The organism is Fibrobacter sp. UWS1 (genome assembly GCF_002300445.1).
Taxonomy (GTDB): domain Bacteria; phylum Fibrobacterota; class Fibrobacteria; order Fibrobacterales; family Fibrobacteraceae; genus Hallerella; species Hallerella intestinalis.
This window is the reverse complement of record NZ_NSGW01000001.1, coordinates 2,034,575-2,050,116: the sequence shown is the minus strand read 5'-3', so window position 1 is coordinate 2,050,116 and position 15,542 is coordinate 2,034,575. Positions and strand designations below refer to the sequence as shown.

The 15,542-nt window shown below is 48.7% G+C and carries 16 protein-coding genes, 3 tRNA genes and 1 riboswitch; of the genes, 8 read left to right on the top strand and 11 right to left on the bottom strand.

The window, feature by feature from the left end:
- Positions 1 to 11 precede the first annotated feature (11 nt).
- The 3 genes from BGX14_RS08920 to BGX14_RS08910 form a co-directional block, all read right to left on the bottom strand.
- Positions 12 to 83, bottom strand: a tRNA-Thr gene (locus BGX14_RS08920).
- 42 nt (positions 84 to 125) lie between these two features.
- Positions 126 to 208: transfer RNA gene (locus BGX14_RS08915), tRNA-Tyr, on the bottom strand.
- Positions 209 to 216: 8 nt separating this feature from the next.
- Positions 217 to 289: transfer RNA gene (locus BGX14_RS08910), tRNA-Thr, on the bottom strand.
- A 315-nt stretch (positions 290 to 604) separates the two neighbouring features.
- On the opposite strand from BGX14_RS08910, the gene BGX14_RS08905 reads away from it, so the two are divergent.
- Positions 605 to 1,054 carry a thioesterase family protein gene (locus BGX14_RS08905; protein ID WP_073306004.1) on the top strand — a complete coding sequence of 150 codons (450 nt, stop codon included), beginning with the start codon at positions 605 to 607 and terminating at the stop codon, positions 1,052 to 1,054.
- A gap of 55 nt (positions 1,055 to 1,109) precedes the next feature.
- Here the strand turns inward: BGX14_RS08905 and BGX14_RS08900 are convergent, their stop codons facing one another.
- A complete protein-coding gene (locus tag BGX14_RS08900) occupies positions 1,110 to 1,322 on the bottom strand; it encodes a hypothetical protein (protein WP_073306005.1) in 213 nt (70 codons plus the stop codon).
- Between the two features lie 413 nt (positions 1,323 to 1,735).
- Here BGX14_RS08900 and BGX14_RS08895 point away from each other — a divergent pair, with 413 nt between their 5' ends.
- Genes BGX14_RS08895 through BGX14_RS08880 form a run of 4 tightly spaced genes read left to right on the top strand, consistent with a single transcriptional unit; the run spans position 1,736 to position 5,522 of the window.
- On the top strand, positions 1,736 to 2,563 hold the full coding sequence (locus BGX14_RS08895; protein ID WP_073306006.1) for an LOG family protein: 828 nt from the start codon (positions 1,736 to 1,738) through the stop codon (positions 2,561 to 2,563).
- Positions 2,564 to 2,577: 14 nt separating this feature from the next.
- The gene (locus tag BGX14_RS08890) at positions 2,578 to 3,687 is read left to right on the top strand and encodes a protein kinase (RefSeq protein WP_073306007.1); all 1,110 of its coding nucleotides are present in this window, start codon (positions 2,578 to 2,580) and stop codon (positions 3,685 to 3,687) included.
- A 19-nt stretch (positions 3,688 to 3,706) separates the two neighbouring features.
- Positions 3,707 to 5,113: a hypothetical protein gene (locus tag BGX14_RS08885; RefSeq protein WP_095879653.1), complete on the top strand. Its 1,407-nt coding sequence runs from the start codon at positions 3,707 to 3,709 to the stop codon at positions 5,111 to 5,113.
- 16 nt (positions 5,114 to 5,129) lie between these two features.
- Positions 5,130 to 5,522: an NADH-quinone oxidoreductase subunit A gene (locus BGX14_RS08880; RefSeq protein WP_078776791.1), complete on the top strand. Its 393-nt coding sequence runs from the start codon at positions 5,130 to 5,132 to the stop codon at positions 5,520 to 5,522.
- Positions 5,523 to 5,698: 176 nt separating this feature from the next.
- Here the strand turns inward: BGX14_RS08880 and BGX14_RS08875 are convergent, their stop codons facing one another.
- Positions 5,699 to 6,787: a BamA/TamA family outer membrane protein gene (locus BGX14_RS08875; protein WP_143394201.1), complete on the bottom strand. Its 1,089-nt coding sequence runs from the start codon at positions 6,785 to 6,787 to the stop codon at positions 5,699 to 5,701.
- Positions 6,777 to 7,757 (bottom strand): ferrochelatase, encoded by a 981-nt coding sequence (gene hemH / locus BGX14_RS08870; RefSeq protein WP_158223278.1) that lies wholly within the window; start codon positions 7,755 to 7,757, stop codon positions 6,777 to 6,779. The genes BGX14_RS08875 and hemH overlap by 11 nt, the downstream gene beginning before the upstream one ends.
- A 54-nt stretch (positions 7,758 to 7,811) precedes the next feature.
- Here hemH and BGX14_RS08865 point away from each other — a divergent pair, with 54 nt between their 5' ends.
- Positions 7,812 to 9,341, top strand: a complete 1,530-nt coding sequence (locus BGX14_RS08865) for a hypothetical protein (protein WP_073306014.1) — start codon at positions 7,812 to 7,814, stop codon at positions 9,339 to 9,341.
- 12 nt (positions 9,342 to 9,353) lie between these two features.
- On the opposite strand, the gene BGX14_RS15840 is transcribed toward BGX14_RS08865, so the two are convergent.
- The 3 genes from BGX14_RS15840 to BGX14_RS08855 are packed head-to-tail and all read right to left on the bottom strand — an operon-like array spanning position 9,354 to position 10,676.
- Positions 9,354 to 9,506, bottom strand: a complete 153-nt coding sequence (locus BGX14_RS15840) for a hypothetical protein (protein WP_198951182.1) — start codon at positions 9,504 to 9,506, stop codon at positions 9,354 to 9,356.
- A gap of 10 nt (positions 9,507 to 9,516) precedes the next feature.
- Positions 9,517 to 9,858, bottom strand: a complete 342-nt coding sequence (locus BGX14_RS08860) for a DMT family protein (RefSeq protein ID WP_181949982.1) — start codon at positions 9,856 to 9,858, stop codon at positions 9,517 to 9,519.
- Positions 9,852 to 10,676, bottom strand: a complete 825-nt coding sequence (locus BGX14_RS08855; RefSeq protein WP_095879650.1) for a hypothetical protein — start codon at positions 10,674 to 10,676, stop codon at positions 9,852 to 9,854. Before BGX14_RS08855 ends, BGX14_RS08860 begins: the two co-directional genes overlap by 7 nt.
- A 148-nt stretch (positions 10,677 to 10,824) precedes the next feature.
- Here BGX14_RS08855 and BGX14_RS16290 point away from each other — a divergent pair, with 148 nt between their 5' ends.
- Positions 10,825 to 10,959, top strand: coding sequence for a hypothetical protein (locus BGX14_RS16290; RefSeq protein ID WP_255404494.1), 135 nt, complete (start codon positions 10,825 to 10,827; stop codon positions 10,957 to 10,959).
- 72 nt (positions 10,960 to 11,031) lie between these two features.
- On the opposite strand, the gene BGX14_RS08850 is transcribed toward BGX14_RS16290, so the two are convergent.
- Positions 11,032 to 12,528 (bottom strand): hypothetical protein, encoded by a 1,497-nt coding sequence (locus tag BGX14_RS08850; protein ID WP_095879649.1) that lies wholly within the window; start codon positions 12,526 to 12,528, stop codon positions 11,032 to 11,034.
- Positions 12,529 to 12,590: 62 nt separating this feature from the next.
- On the opposite strand from BGX14_RS08850, the gene BGX14_RS08845 reads away from it, so the two are divergent.
- Positions 12,591 to 14,450, top strand: coding sequence for an ABC-F family ATP-binding cassette domain-containing protein (locus BGX14_RS08845; protein ID WP_095879648.1), 1,860 nt, complete (start codon positions 12,591 to 12,593; stop codon positions 14,448 to 14,450).
- 24 nt (positions 14,451 to 14,474) lie between these two features.
- On the opposite strand, the gene thiM is transcribed toward BGX14_RS08845, so the two are convergent.
- Entirely contained in the window at positions 14,475 to 15,296 is an 822-nt protein-coding gene (thiM, locus tag BGX14_RS08840; protein WP_095879647.1) for a hydroxyethylthiazole kinase, read from the bottom strand.
- A riboswitch (TPP riboswitch) is annotated at positions 15,289 to 15,394 on the bottom strand. It overlaps the preceding gene by 8 nt.
- Positions 15,395 to 15,542: the final 148 nt, after the last annotated feature.

Here is a 15,542-nt window from a genome sequence, read left to right as displayed (position 1 = left end):
GAATTGTTAAGAGCCCAGATCGGGATTTGAACTCGAGACCTCTTCCTTACCAAGGAAGTGCTCTACCACTGAGCTACCTGGGCATTACTCCCCTGCCGCATTCACGGCAGGGGAGATTTGAAACGTGGGCCGTCGTGGTTTCGAACCACGGTAGACGTAAGTCAACGGATTTACAGTCCGTCCCCTTTAACCACTCGGGCAACGACCCATTTGTCAAGCCAAAGATAGGAATCGAACCTACGACCGGCTGATTACAAATCAGCTGCTCTACCAGCTGAGCTACTTTGGCACGAGTAACGCCAAATCTAGATGAATCTTGCGCATTTGTCAAGGAAAATTCGCCGATTTCCCGCAAAAAAAATCTTTTTTCCCCTTTTTTCTTTTCATTTTTTTCGTTTTGTTGTGGACAAATTGTAAATATCCTCATTCATAATGTGGATAAATTTTAAAATCCTAAAATCGGAGCAAGACATTTCTTCCTTTCCTTATTTTCATGGTTGGCAAAAATTCCGACGAAACGCAGCCCTTTTCATAGCTTTATTTTTCCATTTCGAGTATATTTTGCCGGACAGCGGTCTCTCTTTTTCATTTTCAAGGAGGCGTTATGGCCACCGCCACTTCGCATGTGTTTTCTCCCAAAATCAGCCCCGTTGAATATACGGCCCACATTGAAGTCCGCTACGCCGAAACCGACGCCATGGGAATCGTTCACCATTCCGTCTATGCCATCTGGTTCGAGCAAGCCCGAACGGAAATTTTCCGGGAAAACGGAATTCCTTTCAGCCGATTTGAAGCCGAAGGCTACCACAGCCCCCTTCTTTCTATAGAAACGCAATTCATAAAGCCCTGCCGTTACGGAGAAGTCGTCGATATCCAATTACAATTAAGTCAAATCGATCGTCTGCGTTTTTGCTTTACTTATAAAGTGACCGTTGGCGGCGAGCTTCGCACGACAGGAAAAACGACGCATATCTTCACCTTCCATGACAAGCCTTGCCGTCAAGCGCCCCAGCCGGTACTCGACACCTTTTTTCCTTCCGAAAACCCGTCTTAAAAACCATGGATGGTCGGGAAACCGCCCCTCTTTGCTTCTCGCAGAAAGTTTAAAATTATTCCGCGGGCAAAATGATTTCAATATGATTCGTGCTCACATTTAAAAAATGTGTCCGAAAAAGGTCTTTTCCGGCGCGATCCGTTACATTGACCTGCGTCACCGCAATAAATTCCTTGTTCTCGCGAACGTAGTCGGTCAAGCGTTCGTCGCGCATCGTATCGATTTCACCCGTAATAATAAATGAGTCTGTCCAAATTTTTACCAGCATGGCTTAAATATAACCTTTCTGCGGTCATAAGGCCATCTCTAAAAATTCATTTTCAAAAAATCGCTTGCATTGGAGTTGTTAGTTGCCAGTGATTAGTGAAAAGCGACTAGAGCTCAAAACGGACTTTTTTCCAAACGGGGCATTTTCTTTCAGAAGCTAAATTCTTTTTCATAGGGGGATTTTTCTTCTTGCGGCCTGCGAAATGCCGCTTTTTAAACTGGCAGCCGTTTGTCGCCCATCGATTAGTTCGAAAAGCTCACTAACCAAAACTCAGAGACAGCCGGTTAGTGTGCTTCGACAAAGCCATTTTTAGAGGCGAGCATAAGAAATTTTTCTCCTTTGAAAAGGGAAGAAAAAAACTCCATCCCTCTTTTTTTGTTGTATTTTGATTTTGAATAAAAAAAGGAGTTTCTATGGCGACGAAAAAACAAGAACCCGTGTTGGCCTATCAAAATCAGCAGTTTCTAGAAAGCGATGCCGGACGGCAAATGCGGATTCTCTCTGAATTTCGGGCTCCCGGCGAAGTGCTGGACCAAGCGAACGTCCAAAACACCATCGTTATGTTCGGTTCCGCGCGGACGCTGGGAACACGGGATGTGAAAAAACAACTCAAAGCGGCGACGCAGCCCAAAGAAATCAAACGGCTGGAGCGCCTTGCCAAAGTTGCGGAATATTACGATGCGGCCAGAGATCTGGCAAAGCTTTTCGGAGCCTGGGCGAACAAGCACAAAGACGGGCATTATGGAATTTGTACCGGCGGCGGTCCCGGCATTATGGAAGCGGGCAATCGCGGCGCACATGAAGCCAAAATCCCATCCATCGGATTCAATATCAAATTGCCTTTCGAGCAGCACCCGAACCCGTATATCGACTCGCATTTGAATTTGCAATTCCGCTATTTCTTCATCCGCAAATTCTGGTTCCTGTTCAAAGCCCGCGCCCTGATCGCGTTCCCCGGAGGATTTGGCACTCTGGACGAACTGTTTGAAGCGCTGACCTTGATTCAAACCAACAAATTGCACGAACAGATTCCCATCGTCCTGTTCGGAGAAGATTACTGGAACAATCTGATTAACTGGGAATACCTTGTGGATACGGGCATGATCAGCGAAGAGGATTTGAACATCTTCCACCTGACGAGCGACATCGGCGACGCCTACGCCTACGTGACCCGCATTCTGGAAAAGCACAGCAAAGTGCCGTCCGCCACAGGAGTGCACCATTTCGGAAACCGCAAATAGCTAAATTGCGCCCCGTGATAAAAAATCGATTTGCCGAATTCTTTGACCGCTGGTCGCGAAAACTCGCCCTCCGCGAGCACTACTCGATGGACGATTACCAATGGTGGCTGGACCACAATCCGGTTTACCTGCATAGCGGAGCCGTTGAACGCATCCACCTGCAAGACCGCCTGACTCAAGACGGAACGAACGACTTGTTCCGCGCCAACTACTGGATTGAACGCCCCGGCGAAAGCGGAAAGCACGGAGAGCGACTTATCGTCGTAAAATTCTGCAAATACTATGTGACGCCCGGAGCGAACCGTCTGCATCGCCTAAATATGATCATCAGCTCCTTCGAAGACGAAATCCGCATCAACAACCTGATTCGGGCGACCAATATCGAAGGCGTGGCGCAAAGTCTGGGCGGCGGCATCGCGGGGCGGCTTCCCTACCTGAAAATGGAACTCATCAAGGGCTGTTCCCTGGACAAGATGTTCAAAACGGAACTTTCCGAAGAAGAATTGATTCCCCGCGTAGCGCAAATCGCCTACCTCGCCAACACGATAAGCCAGCTGCACTACTACCAGATTGTGCACAAGGACTTAAAGCCCAAAAATCTTCTGCTGTGCCAGGATCCGTCCCACATCAACAACCACAAGATTCTGGTCTGCGATTTCGGTTACGCGCAGGCGAAACTGCGGGAAAGCATCACGGAATATGGCGGGCAAATGACGCCGGCCTACAGCGCTCCGGAACAAGCGGTCATGGGGGAAAATCTTTCCAGCTCCGTCGATTATTTCAGCTTCGGCATCATCATGCACGAATACCTGACCGGCAAGAACCCTTTCCCCGAGACCATCAAAATTTTTGCAGAAGACAACTTCCGCATTACGGAACGCTACCTGGAATACCTGCGGACCGGACGGCAGAATGTCTTTGAAAGCGACCTGTTCCCCGAAATCCACGAATGGATTGACCAGCTGACGACTTTCGACAGCATCGAACGGATGCAAAAGAGCGAAAACCTTTTCAACATCGCCCATAAATTGCGGGAACGGGTGAACGCCCTGGGCTACCACGACGTCAATACCGACTTCCTGTGGAACCAGCTGCGAGAATACCGTGGCGAAAACAGGCAATAAATTTCAATCCGAGGTCGTTATGCTGCGCTTTTTCCATTTTTGCAAATCGCCATTCGCTTTCTATGTTCTTTTTGTCCTGCTGATTGGAGCCGTCCATTTGAACGTCCAATACGGGCCGGTTTTTGAAGAATGGTCGAAACATAGGAAGGCCGTTGCCGCATTCGATAAATATTGGGAAACCGAAGGTGCCGAGACATTCCGGAAAGTCGGCGTAGAACCAACCGAAAAAATTTACCAGGAAGAGCTGGGCGACTACCTGAAACGCTTTGACGCAGAAAATCCGTCGCGGGTGCCCGAAAAACGCATCGCCCAAATGAAAGAGGAATTCCGAGACTGGTGGGAAAAGACGGGCAAAAAATCCTACGCCGTCAATGAAATCGCTCCCGACGAAAAACTGTATCAGTCCGAACTGAAGCGTTACATCCAAGGCTACACGAAAAATGTCGCCATCTATCGGTTATCCTTTATCCCGGAAACATCGTCTTGGGTCGCGCTTTTCACCTGCTGGTTTTTATTCCCCGGCCTTCCCTCTTTTTTGCTTTTCGCCGTTGCGTTCCTGTTCGCCATCTGGATGCTCCAAAAACGCTGGGGATTTTTACAGCCCTTCCTTTTCTTTATCGCGGGAGTTTTCCTTTCCGGATTTATCTTTGCCGGGACTCTTTCCGCTTCTTATTTTGTTCGCTATGCGGACACGCCATATACGGGATGCAGCCTGGCTCTAGCTCTGCTTTTGGGAATGGTGGCTTTCGGTCCCAAGCGGGAAATCCCTAAAGCCGTGCCGTTTATCGCCATCGCCCTTTTCATCGCGGATGTCTTGCTGAACTGGAATGCCAATCCGAATTTGTTCGGCTGGGTCGCCATTCTGGAAATTCCCCTTTTCGGACTGGGAGCGTTTATCGGCTTGAAAGTCCCCAAACTGTTCGGCAATTCGAGCACGAAAAAATCGCAGAGCACCCCAAGCGGCGAAATGAGCAAGGAAAGCCCCAAAGTCCTTTTGCGGAAAAAGCTGGAAGACGCCATCGAACTGGCGAACAAGGCGGAATACGAGCACGCGTCCCAAATCTTTTCCAAAAATTTTGCTTCCCTGTTCCGGGAAAACCCCGTGGATTCGGAATTTTTGCATAAAACCGCCGAAGCTCTGCTTTACCCCCGCTACTTCTTTACCATTCCGGGAATCGAGTGGTTCGCCTGGGGTTCCGAAGCCGAAAAGAAAGGGCTTTTTGAACTCGCCGTCCAATTATTTGAAAAGGGCGCATCCGTGGAAAAGGACGAAAAAATCCGTCGGCGCGGGCTTTTTTATGCGGGCGACATCCGGCTGCGCGCGCATCTGGACGAAGAAAAAGGCAAAGAGGAAATGAAAGAGGTCCTCGAGCTGGATTCCACGGATATTTTAGCCGCCGAAGCGCAAAAATGGATCGGAAAATAACTATTTTAAAGGCATTATGAGTAACGTTCAAATTTTTGATACGACTTTTGCCATGACGATTCTCGTCATTTTGGCCGTTGCAGTCCCCCTGCTCCTGCTCCTTGCCAACTGGTTTCTGCATCCCGGAAAAATCAAACGGGTGCTTATCAAGAGTACCGCCTATGAATGCGGCCTCGCGCACGTCGCCGGTTCTGCCAACGAGCGTTATCCCATCAAGTATTACATGGTCGCCATGCTGTTCCTGGTTTTTGATATCGAAGTCGCATTTCTCTACCCGCTGGCTGTCGTCTTTTTGTCCAGCCCGTGGAGTCTGCTCTTTGTGCTGCTGGCGTTCCTGCTGATTCTGGAGAGCGGCTACCTTTATCTTTACAAAAAAGGAATTCTGGACTGGAACAAGCTGTCCGACTAAAGACTTTTGCATTTCTCCTTGGAAAAGGCTTCTGAAAGGAAGCCTTTTTTTGTTGCGGCAAAAGCGGCGATTATTTTTTGATTAGGGAAATCGACTGCCAGCAGCTTCTCCCATGCACTTTAACCACTAGCCTCTGACAACTGATAACTTCCCAACTAATTGCCGTCCACTATTCCCTAGAACGCTTCGCGAATATAAACGGTCATTCCCAGATACTTGCCGTCCACCAAGGAGAAGTCGCCCCGCACATACGTTTTTTCGCTTTTGTTCAGCAAAAAGCGTCCGCCAAATCCCGGCGCATAATGCCAGCGGTTACGGGCCAACTGCGAAAAATAGGGTCCCACTTTTCCCGCTTCGAAAAAAATCGTTCCTGCCAAACGCCAAAAAAGAGTTTTTCTCAATTCCACCTGCGCCGAAAAAACCTGCCTGTCCAAAAACATTCCCCGCTCCACGCCGCGGAAGCGTTTAATACCGTCCAACGTCGCCAGCATATCAAAAGGAACGTCGCCTTTTTTTACTTCGTAAAAAGTGCCCAGCGCCACAGAAGTTCCCCAAAACAAATAGGAATACGCCCGCAAATCCACCGTCTGCGAGAAGAAATCAAAATCGCTGCCGAACGACCCGGAATAAAACACCTGACGAAACTGCCCGAAAAATCCTGAAACCGGCCAATTCACATTATCCCGAAAGTCCAACGTAATCTGATAACCGGTGCCAAACCGCTTGCCTCCCGCATTTTCCGGCTTGTCCAAGTCTCCATGAGAAAACGAAGCGCGATTGTGCTCCAAATAAAAATAAGGGCCCACATGGAGAACCTGGGATAACGGCGAAGGAAAAAGGCGCATTTCAAAAGGAACGCTCAGCTTGAAAAGATCCATGTCGTAACGCGTGTACAAATCCCTGTCGGGGTCGTTCCCTATTCCGTAATACTTCGCACGCCAATTCCAATAGATAAACGAAATGTCCGAGTGCAAAAAGCCGGAGAACAAATACAAATCCGGCGAAACATCCACTTCCAGCTGGCCTTTGGTGGTTCCCATGACCGCAAAATCGATGGCGGTCGCATTTTCTCCCGGCGCATCCGGTCGGGTAAAAAGAATGACCATCGCACCGTATTTGAGTCCCGTTTCTTCGGCATAGCCCAAAACCGGCAAGGCGGCAAACCGCTGGAAACTTTCTTCGGATGAAGTTCCCGAGTTCTCGGCAAAAGCCACTCCCATTGCGACCAAAATCAGCAACGCCAAATACATCCATCTATTTTTCACATGGACTCCCTAAATTTTCCCGCATCATTTCTTCGGCAAACCGCTTTACCCAATTCGCGTCGTCATTCAGGCAAGAGACTCGTGTAAACCTCTGGCCTCCAGCGGCCAAAAATAAATTTCGCAATTCGACATCGATTTCATGGAGGGTCTCCAAATTCTCGGCGGTAAAGGACGGGCAGACCAGCAGCACTTCTTTTTGCTTTTGAGCGATTTGCGCAACGACATCCGTTGTGAAAGGTCCCAGCCACTTGCCATGCCCAAAGCGGCTCTGGTAAGAAAGAAGGACTTCGGCGTTCGGCGAAACTTCCCGTATTTTTTTTCGGAACCAGTCGAATTCCGCTTCGCAATCCCGGCTATACGGGTCGCCCTTTTTCGCCCAGGCAACAGGAGTTCCATGAAAGGAAAAAACGATTGGCGAAATGCCGTTCCAATGGCGCAAGACATTTTGAAAAGTTTCTTCCAGCCAGACCGGATTGAGCGCAAAGCCATCGACAAAATCCATGGAAAGCTGCGGAAATTTTTGAAAGCAGGCTGCGGCGATATCCCGGACGGCGACCGTCGTAACCAAGGAACGCTGCGGAAAAAGCGGAACGACCCGAATTTTCTTTTTCCCAAAATCGGCAAACTCTTGCAGAGCGTCCGAAATGGAAGGCTTCGTTCCAAATTCAAAAGCGTAGCGGACGGCAATGCGGGACTCCACGGCGGAAGCAATTCCTTCGGCAAATCGCCGGGTGTAATAGACCAGCGGCATTTCCCCAAGCCCCGCCTTCTGCACCATTTCTTGATATTTGCAGGCACTTTTCACCGAGCGTTTCGGCGCGATGATGCGTTTCAAAAGCCAGTTCCAAAAAAAAGGCGGATTTCCCAGAGTGTGCCAGTCACCCAAAAATTCGACCAGATACTTCTCTACGCTTTTCGGCGTAGCGTCTTCCGGGGAACCCAGCTGTACAAAAAGAATCGCATCGAACATATCGCCTATTTTAGAAAAATCGTTTATATTTTCTACAGGTTTTCTAAAAACGACATGACTACAGACCTTGGGGTTCTTGAAAATGCGCTTCAGGGAAAAGGAAATTTGATGACTCTCGCAGAACGAATGCATAAATTATTGGAAGAGCTGGATGGCGGCCTCATTGAACGGGAAGACATTTTTCGTTTGGCGTTTCTCGCCGTTCTGACAGGACAGCCCACCTATCTGTATGGGCGCGCAGGAGCGGGAAAGCGGGCGATCATCAACCATCTCCTGGCCGGATTTTCGAATTTGCAAGTCCAGACGTACGGGCTTCGCCATTTCGATTTGCCGCAAGCACCCATCGACTTGGCGATATTCACCAACTTCGACAGCGGCTTTCAGCAGATGACAAGTGCCATCGACTCTTTTCTCGGGGAACACCTTGCGCATTCGCTCATCCTTTCCGGGCGCGCAAGACCCGACGCCGCCCTTCCCGAAGCCAAACTGGCGGACAGCATCCATCTTGTCCTCACCTTTCCCGACTCGGTTTCGCCGAACGCCCTGGAAACGCTGCTTTCCAAAGCCGGAGACCCGCAGCGTTTTTCCGTCACCGAAGAGCTGAAAATTTCCAAAGAAGAAATGCGTTCTTGGGAAAAGGAACTGGAAAACGTCGCTATTTCCCAAGACTCGCTCTCCCTGCTACAGGCGATTGCCACGGAATGCGAGCAAGGCAACATCTACATTTCTGCGAGCCGCTGGCGAGGGCTTGCCAAAATCGCCAGGCTCCAAGCGCTTATCGCCAACCGATCCGAAACAAGCATTACCGATTTTCTTTTCCTTTCCAAAGATTTGTGGGGCAAGCGAGCCGCCAACGAAGCGATTCGCAAAGGATTTGACAAAGGCATAGAACATTTTTTAAACACCTACTCCCCCAATCAGGAAGATTTGAAAAAAACGTTTCAAAATCTTTTGAACCAGACCGAACATTTCAAAAATTCCAGCGGAAACCGTTATAAAACGGAAAACATCGATGGCGAAGAATACATCCGTTACAATGTCACCGTCTTCAACGAATCCATTGCGCTCTATGTCCCGCTTTCCCGGTTGGGAACCCACGAAGACTTCTTCCCTTTGAATTCCCTGCACCGCGAAGAGACGCGCGCCAAGTGCAACTTCATGGGCGGAGACATCTGCAAAATTTCCATTGACGCCAAGGCCAAGCGCAACGGTATGCGGGCCTCCAGCCTCATCGCCGGGAATCCATCCGCCAGCACCAACACCGTCTATGAAGATTACGCCAAGCTCCCCTCCGAAATTTTGCAAACCAACGTTCCGGAAATCATCGAACAAAACAAGATCGGACTGCAGAACGCCCACGAGCAACTCTTCGACATTCTCAACCAAGTGCGCCAAAGCATCAAAAATCTGAAAGCACTCTATCAAAAATACTCGGGCTACCAAAGCGACCCCTTTTTGCTCATGGGTTCCTACAAGGATTTTATGAATCTCATTTTAAAACGCTACAAAGCGTTGGGGGATTTCAGCAAGGAACTGCAACAATACGAAGCGCTTTTGGCTCAAGCATCCACGGGAATCGCATAAATCCCAAAAGGACTATCTGCTACAAAATGCGATCATCAGAAAAATCGCCACGAGCAAGAGAAACGGCAGAATTTTCAATAAGAGCGTAATCGCGCAAGCGTCTTTTGCTGTGCCAAGACCGAAAAGCGTCAAAACGCCGAGCACGATGAGAAAAGTCGTCAGCATAAATCCCCATTTAACGGAAAGCGAAATACACCGCTCCAATCAGGCACAACGCTGACCAGAGATAATCCCATTTCAGCGGCTGATTCATGACCAGCACCGCAAACGGCGCAAAAACAGTCAGCGCAACCGCTTCCTGAATCACCTTGAGCTGAACGACATTCAACGCCGAATAGCCGTAGCGATTGGCAGGTACCTGAAGCATATATTCAAAAAGGGCAATTCCCCAACTGACCACAGCGGCAATATACCACGGTCTGGAACCGAGAAACTTTAGATGCCCATACCAGGCAAATGTCATGAACAAATTGGAGCAGACCAAAACGCCCGCCGTAATCAAAGCGACTTTCAACATATTCGCGAAGCATCCTCAAGGCAGCGTCCATCCTGCCTATTTTGCTCGTCATTTTTACCGACAAAATAAAGAGCGCACAAAACAAAAAAAGCTGTCGCCATGGCAGAATGAAAAGCAATCCAAGCGGCAAAAAGCGCAGCGACCAGCGCAAACATCGAAAAGGAAACCTCTTGAATGTCAGCAAAGGATTCATCGTCCAGCGCATCAAATTCCGCCGGGGAAATCCCCCACAGCGAAAAAAGCAAGTCCCCGCCCGAAACGTCTTCGCCGACTTCTTCGGCAAGAGTGTGCTTGTCAAACAACGGCTGGATGTATTTGCAACCGTTGAAATCCGAAGCGACAGAAAGCGACGCTGTAATTCCTAAAAAGAACAGCAACCAGCGACGCCCCCGAAAAGCAGCCCGGGCAAGGCACGCGCCCATCAAAATTCCCACGAACCATTCCGCGCCAAAAAAGAAATTCCACAAGACGCGAAGCGAGACGCTTCCCTGAACAATGGAATAAAGCGGCGACAAGACCGTCAAAGTGACAGCCCCAAAGACGAACAAATTCCAAGTGTTTTGCAGCAATTTCTTTTCCCGAGTTTCTGTCGGCAAGCTCCGTAAAATCGCCCGGAACAAATAGGCAAATCCCCAAACCGAAAACAAAAACAGCAAAGGCAAAACGACATCCGCCACCGTGAACAAAGTCGAGAAAATGGAAAGCATAGCCAAAAAATCCAGAGCATAAAGCCCCGCATAATAAAGCGCGCAAATCGGGACTATCGCCGCAGAAAGCAGAGCGAGAAAAAGCGAAAATTTTACGGGATACTTTTTCATACTCTTCAAAATTAGCATTGTTTACAAAGATTTCGCCCTCTTTTTACACAAAGGCATTTTCTTTTCACCCTTATTTAAGTATACTATTTCCGTCTACTTGAGTTAAGAGACGAAATCGCCGGGAAGACAACCTCGGCAAGGAGAAAACATGAACGAAGAAAAAAACACCTATCGGGCAGAACGCCTGCTCGACAGGGAATACGAAACCTGGAACAGGGAATTTTCCGTCAAAAGCAATCCGATTGACGAAGATGACGGTTCCTGGTGGAACGACGAAAAATAGATTCGTCGTCCAAAAGCCCAAGCAGCCCTGGAGATGTTCTTCGGGGTTTGTTTTTTCTCCCTCCGGCAAAGTCTAGTTCCGGCGGGAAATTTTTCGCCATGGGGTTCCTTCTTTTCTGCCAGCCAATCCTGAATTATCTTTCGTAAAAAAAGGCTTTTTTAAAATTCCACAGCTGACGATAATCAAAGCAACGGAAACGGCCGACCAAAGAAAATAGGACTTCAGGCTCATGTAGGCTCCGAAATTCATAAAATACCGTTGAGCGGCAGGGAGTTCAAAGTTCCCCGTCTGCAATTGTCCCAAAAGATTTTCCGTATTGATCGGAAAGTAGAAATGCGAAAGCAGCAGTTGGAGAATCACGAGCGCCGCCACCTGAAATTTACCGAGATCCCACTTATCCAGAACGGTTCCAAGGGGCAAAAGTAAAACGGGGAGAAGGGACGCCAAATGGCGGCTTTCGCTGTCCAGCATCAAGACGAGAAACGCCCCAAAGAGGCATGCGAATCCGGCAGAACGGTCGACGAAGTCTCGGGAAAAATCCCGAAAACCAAAAAGAATCAGCATTGGCAAGATGCCGTAAAAAGCCACAAAACCAACGAACGAAATCAGCGGGTATTTCAAGGGGCGCAGCAGAATTTGCAGTCCGAAAATCGAACTGCTGCTGAAAAATTCATCGTTTGTATGCAACGACAAAAAATATTTGACAGCAAGCCACGCCACTAAGAAGCTTCCAAGAACTTTCCAACGGCAATTTTTCGCCGATTTCCAAAAATCCAGCGATATCGACGAAGTTTTGCGAAGCAAAAAGAAGAGTGCTACTAGAATCGAACAAAACGAAAACGCCGTCAAAGGCAAATTCGTTTCGCGCATGAGCAAATTCCGCACAACACCCAAGTGCCCAGCCAAGCACAAAGCGGTTATCGATAAAGCGGCAAAACTCCCGTAGAGAATCGGGAAAATTTTCCACAGTTCAAACTTCCTTCCTGTTTCGGATTGAGAAAGCGGCTTGTCCAACACCTGCATCAAAATGATTTGCACAGTCACGAGAGGCCACGTTATCATTCCCAAAACAGCGACAATTCCGTTGCAAAAGAGTGTGTTCTTCAAATAAAAATAAACACTCAGAAGCGAAAGAGTGACCGCGAATGCATCCGTTTGAAAGGGCTCGTATCCGCAATTTTTAAGAGTGAAAAAATTCAAGAAGAGGACAGCGAACAAAACCATTTCCGTCGCTGGTTGCCAGCGAAGGATTTTGGATATGGCAAAGAATAAAGCGATTTGCAGCAATAGATTAAATAGGTGCAGCCCGAACATGGCGGACATCAAATTTTCATCGGTCGCCGACACTCCTAAAATCTGAAAAACGTAGTGGACACCCAAAAAGGGAAACAGGCGCTGAATGCGAAATGCGTCGTATCCCGAATCCCAGAAATCAGCGGAAAAATTCTGCGCCACAGAACGGTAGAATTCGCCGTCAAAACCGGCACCGTTGTTGATCGGAATTTTTTCACCGTAAAGGCTTGCTCCAAAAAGGACAAGGAGCAATGCGACCATACAGAATTTTTTCATTTTGAACTCAGCCTCGATTTTAGAAATTTAACATTCCAACGCAATTTTCTATTTTTGTCCCCGTGATTCAAATTCAAAATATTACCAAATCTTTCGGGATTCAAGAACTTTTTAAGGACGCGAGCTTTTTGGTCGGGCCGCGGGAACGCGTTGGCATTGTCGGGCGCAACGGCAGCGGCAAATCGACTTTGTTCAAAATGATTCTCGGCGAAGAATCCTTGGACGGCGGAAAAATCGACATTCCCAAGAATTATACCCTCGGCTACTTGAAACAGCATATCGCGTTTTCGCACAAAACCGTACACGAAGAAGCCTGTTCCGTTCTGAAAAAAAACGAAGACGGATGGATGGACACGCACCAGGTGGAATCGATTTTGTTCGGTTTGGGATTCGATGCGGAATCCTTGCAAAAAGATCCGATGCTTCTTTCCGGCGGTTTCCAGATTCGGCTGAACCTCGCTAAAGTTCTAGCGAGCGAACCGAACGTGCTTTTGCTCGACGAACCGACAAACTACCTGGACATTATTTCGACACGCTGGCTCACGCGTTTTCTGCGCGGATGGAAAGGCGAAGTGCTGCTGATTACGCACGACCGCAATTTTATGGACAGCGTCTGCACACACGTCGTCGGCATTTACCGCAAGAAATTCCGCAAAATCCAAGGAACTGTAGCCAAATTCAAAGAGACCGTAGCGATTGAAGAAGAAATGGCGCAACGCACGCAGGAAAACGAAGCGCACAAGCGCGAGCAGCTGGAGCGCGTCATCGAGCGATTCCGTTTTAAGGCGAGCAAAGCGGCAATGGTGCAATCCAAAATCAAAGCGGTAGAAAAACTGGGAACGATAACCCGCCCGGAGCACGAACGCAATCTGGAATTTTCGTTCAACGAAGCGGGTTTTCCCGGCAAGCGCATGATGCAAATCAAGGATTTGCGTTTTCACTTTGACGGCGGTCCCGACCTCATCCAGAATTTGTCCGCGGAAATTTTCAAGGGCGATCGCATTGCGATTATCGGGCCGAACGGTCGCGGAAAAACGACCCTTTTGAATTTGATTGCCAACGAACTCAAACCCGTCAGCGGCGAAGTCGTCTGGAATCCGAACGTGCAGCTGAACTATTTCGGGCAGACGAATATCAACCGCTTGGACTTGACGAAAACCGTCGAAGAGGAATTGCAGTCAGCCATCACCAACGCCGAACGGGGGAAAGCCCGCAGCCTTGCCGGCCTGATGATGTTCAGCGGGGACGCCGCGCTCAAAAAAATCAACGTCCTTTCCGGCGGAGAACGCAGCCGTGTCCTTTTGGGAAAAATCCTCGCGACGCCCTGCAACCTGCTTTTGCTGGACGAACCGACGAACCACTTGGACATGGAAAGCATCGAAAGCCTGATCGACGCGTTGGAAGATTATCAGGGAACGGCGATTGTCGTTTCGCACGACGAAGAACTCCTTCACGCCTTTGCGAATAAGCTCATTGTATTTGACGGCGGGCGCAGTTTTGTTTTTGAAGGCAATTACGCCAGTTTCCTGGATAAAATCGGCTGGCAAGAAGAACGGGGCGAAAACGTTTCCAAAGTTTCCGTAGAAAAAAGCAACGGGGGATCTGCAAAGGCGGATATCCCTACTCCCAAAAGCAAGGAAAGCCGACAAGCCCGAGCTGCCTATATCGAAGAGCGGGCAAAAATTATCCGCCCACTGGAAAAAGAAATTCAAAGACTCGAAGCGGACATCCAAAAATCCGAAGAATCGGCAAAAAAAATCGAAGCCGATCTTCTTGCCGCTTCCGAAAAAGCGGACGGCGCACAAATTGCCAAGCTGGCTACAGCTCTCAATGCAGAAAAAGTAAAGGGCGAAGAATTGTTCGCCCAATGGGAAGAAACTTCTTTACGCTTGGAAGAAGCCAAAGAGAAGTATCCTCTATGACTTAAAACCGTTTTAAAAGCGAGCCTAACGGATTTTTGCCCGCTTTAAAATCGTTTCTGCTTGAAGCTGGGAAAGGGCGTCGATTAAAGAAACTCGAAAGCTTCCCGTTCCTTTGTCCGCTGATTTTTCATAAGCGATTTCTCCGGCAATTCCCATGGAAGAAACTCCCGCCAACGCCGCGACGAACATATCGTCCGAAGCACCTGCGTATGCGCCCGTAATCGCCGAAGTCATGCAGCCCGTGCCTGTCACCTTGGAAAGCAGAGCGACACCGTTATCGACTTTTGCCAAGCGGAGTCCGTCACTCACAAAATCCGTCTTGCCGGTAATCACGACAGAGCAATTTCTTTCTTTCGCTACTTTTTGGCAAATCGCCTGAGCATCATTTGCCGAGTCGCCTTCCGAAACATCGACTCCCTTCGTCGAAGCCGAAACGCCAGCGACAAAAGAAATTTCCGAAAGGTTCCCGCGCAAAATGGAAATTTTCAATTCCTGCAAAAGACGTTCCGTCGTCTTGTTGCGAAAAGCCGAAGCTCCCGCACCGACCGGGTCAAAAACAATCGGAATATTCTTTTCGTTCGCCGCACGCCCCGCGGCAATCATCGACTCAACCGTTCGGGCATTCAACGTGCCAATGTTTATCACCAACGCCGAAGAAATGGACGCGATATTTGCCGCTTCTTCTATCGCATCCGCCATGATCGGCGAAGCTCCAATGGCAAGTGTAGCATTCGCCACGTCGTTCACCGTCACATAATTGGTGATGTTGTGAACGAGGGGAGATTTTTCTCGCATCGCTGTATTCAATTTGGCAAATGCTTGCAGATAAGACTTGGTGTCTTCCATTATAACTCCTTTTTCGCTGGCATTACCCAGTTCAAGTTCGCGGGTCGAAAATCACATTTTCCTCTCAGCCGGTTGCACCAGCTCCCCGGGGGATTGTTCAGGCTTTCCGTTTGTAAAAAGCCGACACAAATATAGAAAACGACCGGCGAAAAAGAGTTCCTTTATTTTGGGTACTTATATACAGATTTGCTCGTAATCGCTTCGCGCAAGTTAGCGGTTCGTGAGCTTCGATTAGTTCGACAAGCT

Coding starts and splice junctions, on each gene's coding strand:
- BGX14_RS08880 (WP_078776791.1), top strand. CDS start 5,130: ATGAGTAACGTTCAAATTTTTGATACGACTTTTGCCATGACGATTCTC.
- BGX14_RS08905 (WP_073306004.1), top strand. CDS start 605: ATGGCCACCGCCACTTCGCATGTGTTTTCTCCCAAAATCAGCCCCGTT.
- BGX14_RS08885 (WP_095879653.1), top strand. CDS start 3,707: ATGCTGCGCTTTTTCCATTTTTGCAAATCGCCATTCGCTTTCTATGTT.
- hemH (WP_158223278.1), bottom strand. CDS start 7,757: ATGTTCGATGCGATTCTTTTTGTACAGCTGGGTTCCCCGGAAGACGCT.
- BGX14_RS08855 (WP_095879650.1), bottom strand. CDS start 10,676: ATGAAAAAGTATCCCGTAAAATTTTCGCTTTTTCTCGCTCTGCTTTCT.
- BGX14_RS16290 (WP_255404494.1), top strand. CDS start 10,825: ATGAACGAAGAAAAAAACACCTATCGGGCAGAACGCCTGCTCGACAGG.
- BGX14_RS08865 (WP_073306014.1), top strand. CDS start 7,812: ATGACTACAGACCTTGGGGTTCTTGAAAATGCGCTTCAGGGAAAAGGA.
- BGX14_RS15840 (WP_198951182.1), bottom strand. CDS start 9,506: ATGCTGACGACTTTTCTCATCGTGCTCGGCGTTTTGACGCTTTTCGGT.
- BGX14_RS08850 (WP_095879649.1), bottom strand. CDS start 12,528: ATGAAAAAATTCTGTATGGTCGCATTGCTCCTTGTCCTTTTTGGAGCA.
- BGX14_RS08860 (WP_181949982.1), bottom strand. CDS start 9,858: ATGTTGAAAGTCGCTTTGATTACGGCGGGCGTTTTGGTCTGCTCCAAT.
- thiM (WP_095879647.1), bottom strand. CDS start 15,296: ATGGAAGACACCAAGTCTTATCTGCAAGCATTTGCCAAATTGAATACA.
- BGX14_RS08900 (WP_073306005.1), bottom strand. CDS start 1,322: ATGCTGGTAAAAATTTGGACAGACTCATTTATTATTACGGGTGAAATC.
- BGX14_RS08895 (WP_073306006.1), top strand. CDS start 1,736: ATGGCGACGAAAAAACAAGAACCCGTGTTGGCCTATCAAAATCAGCAG.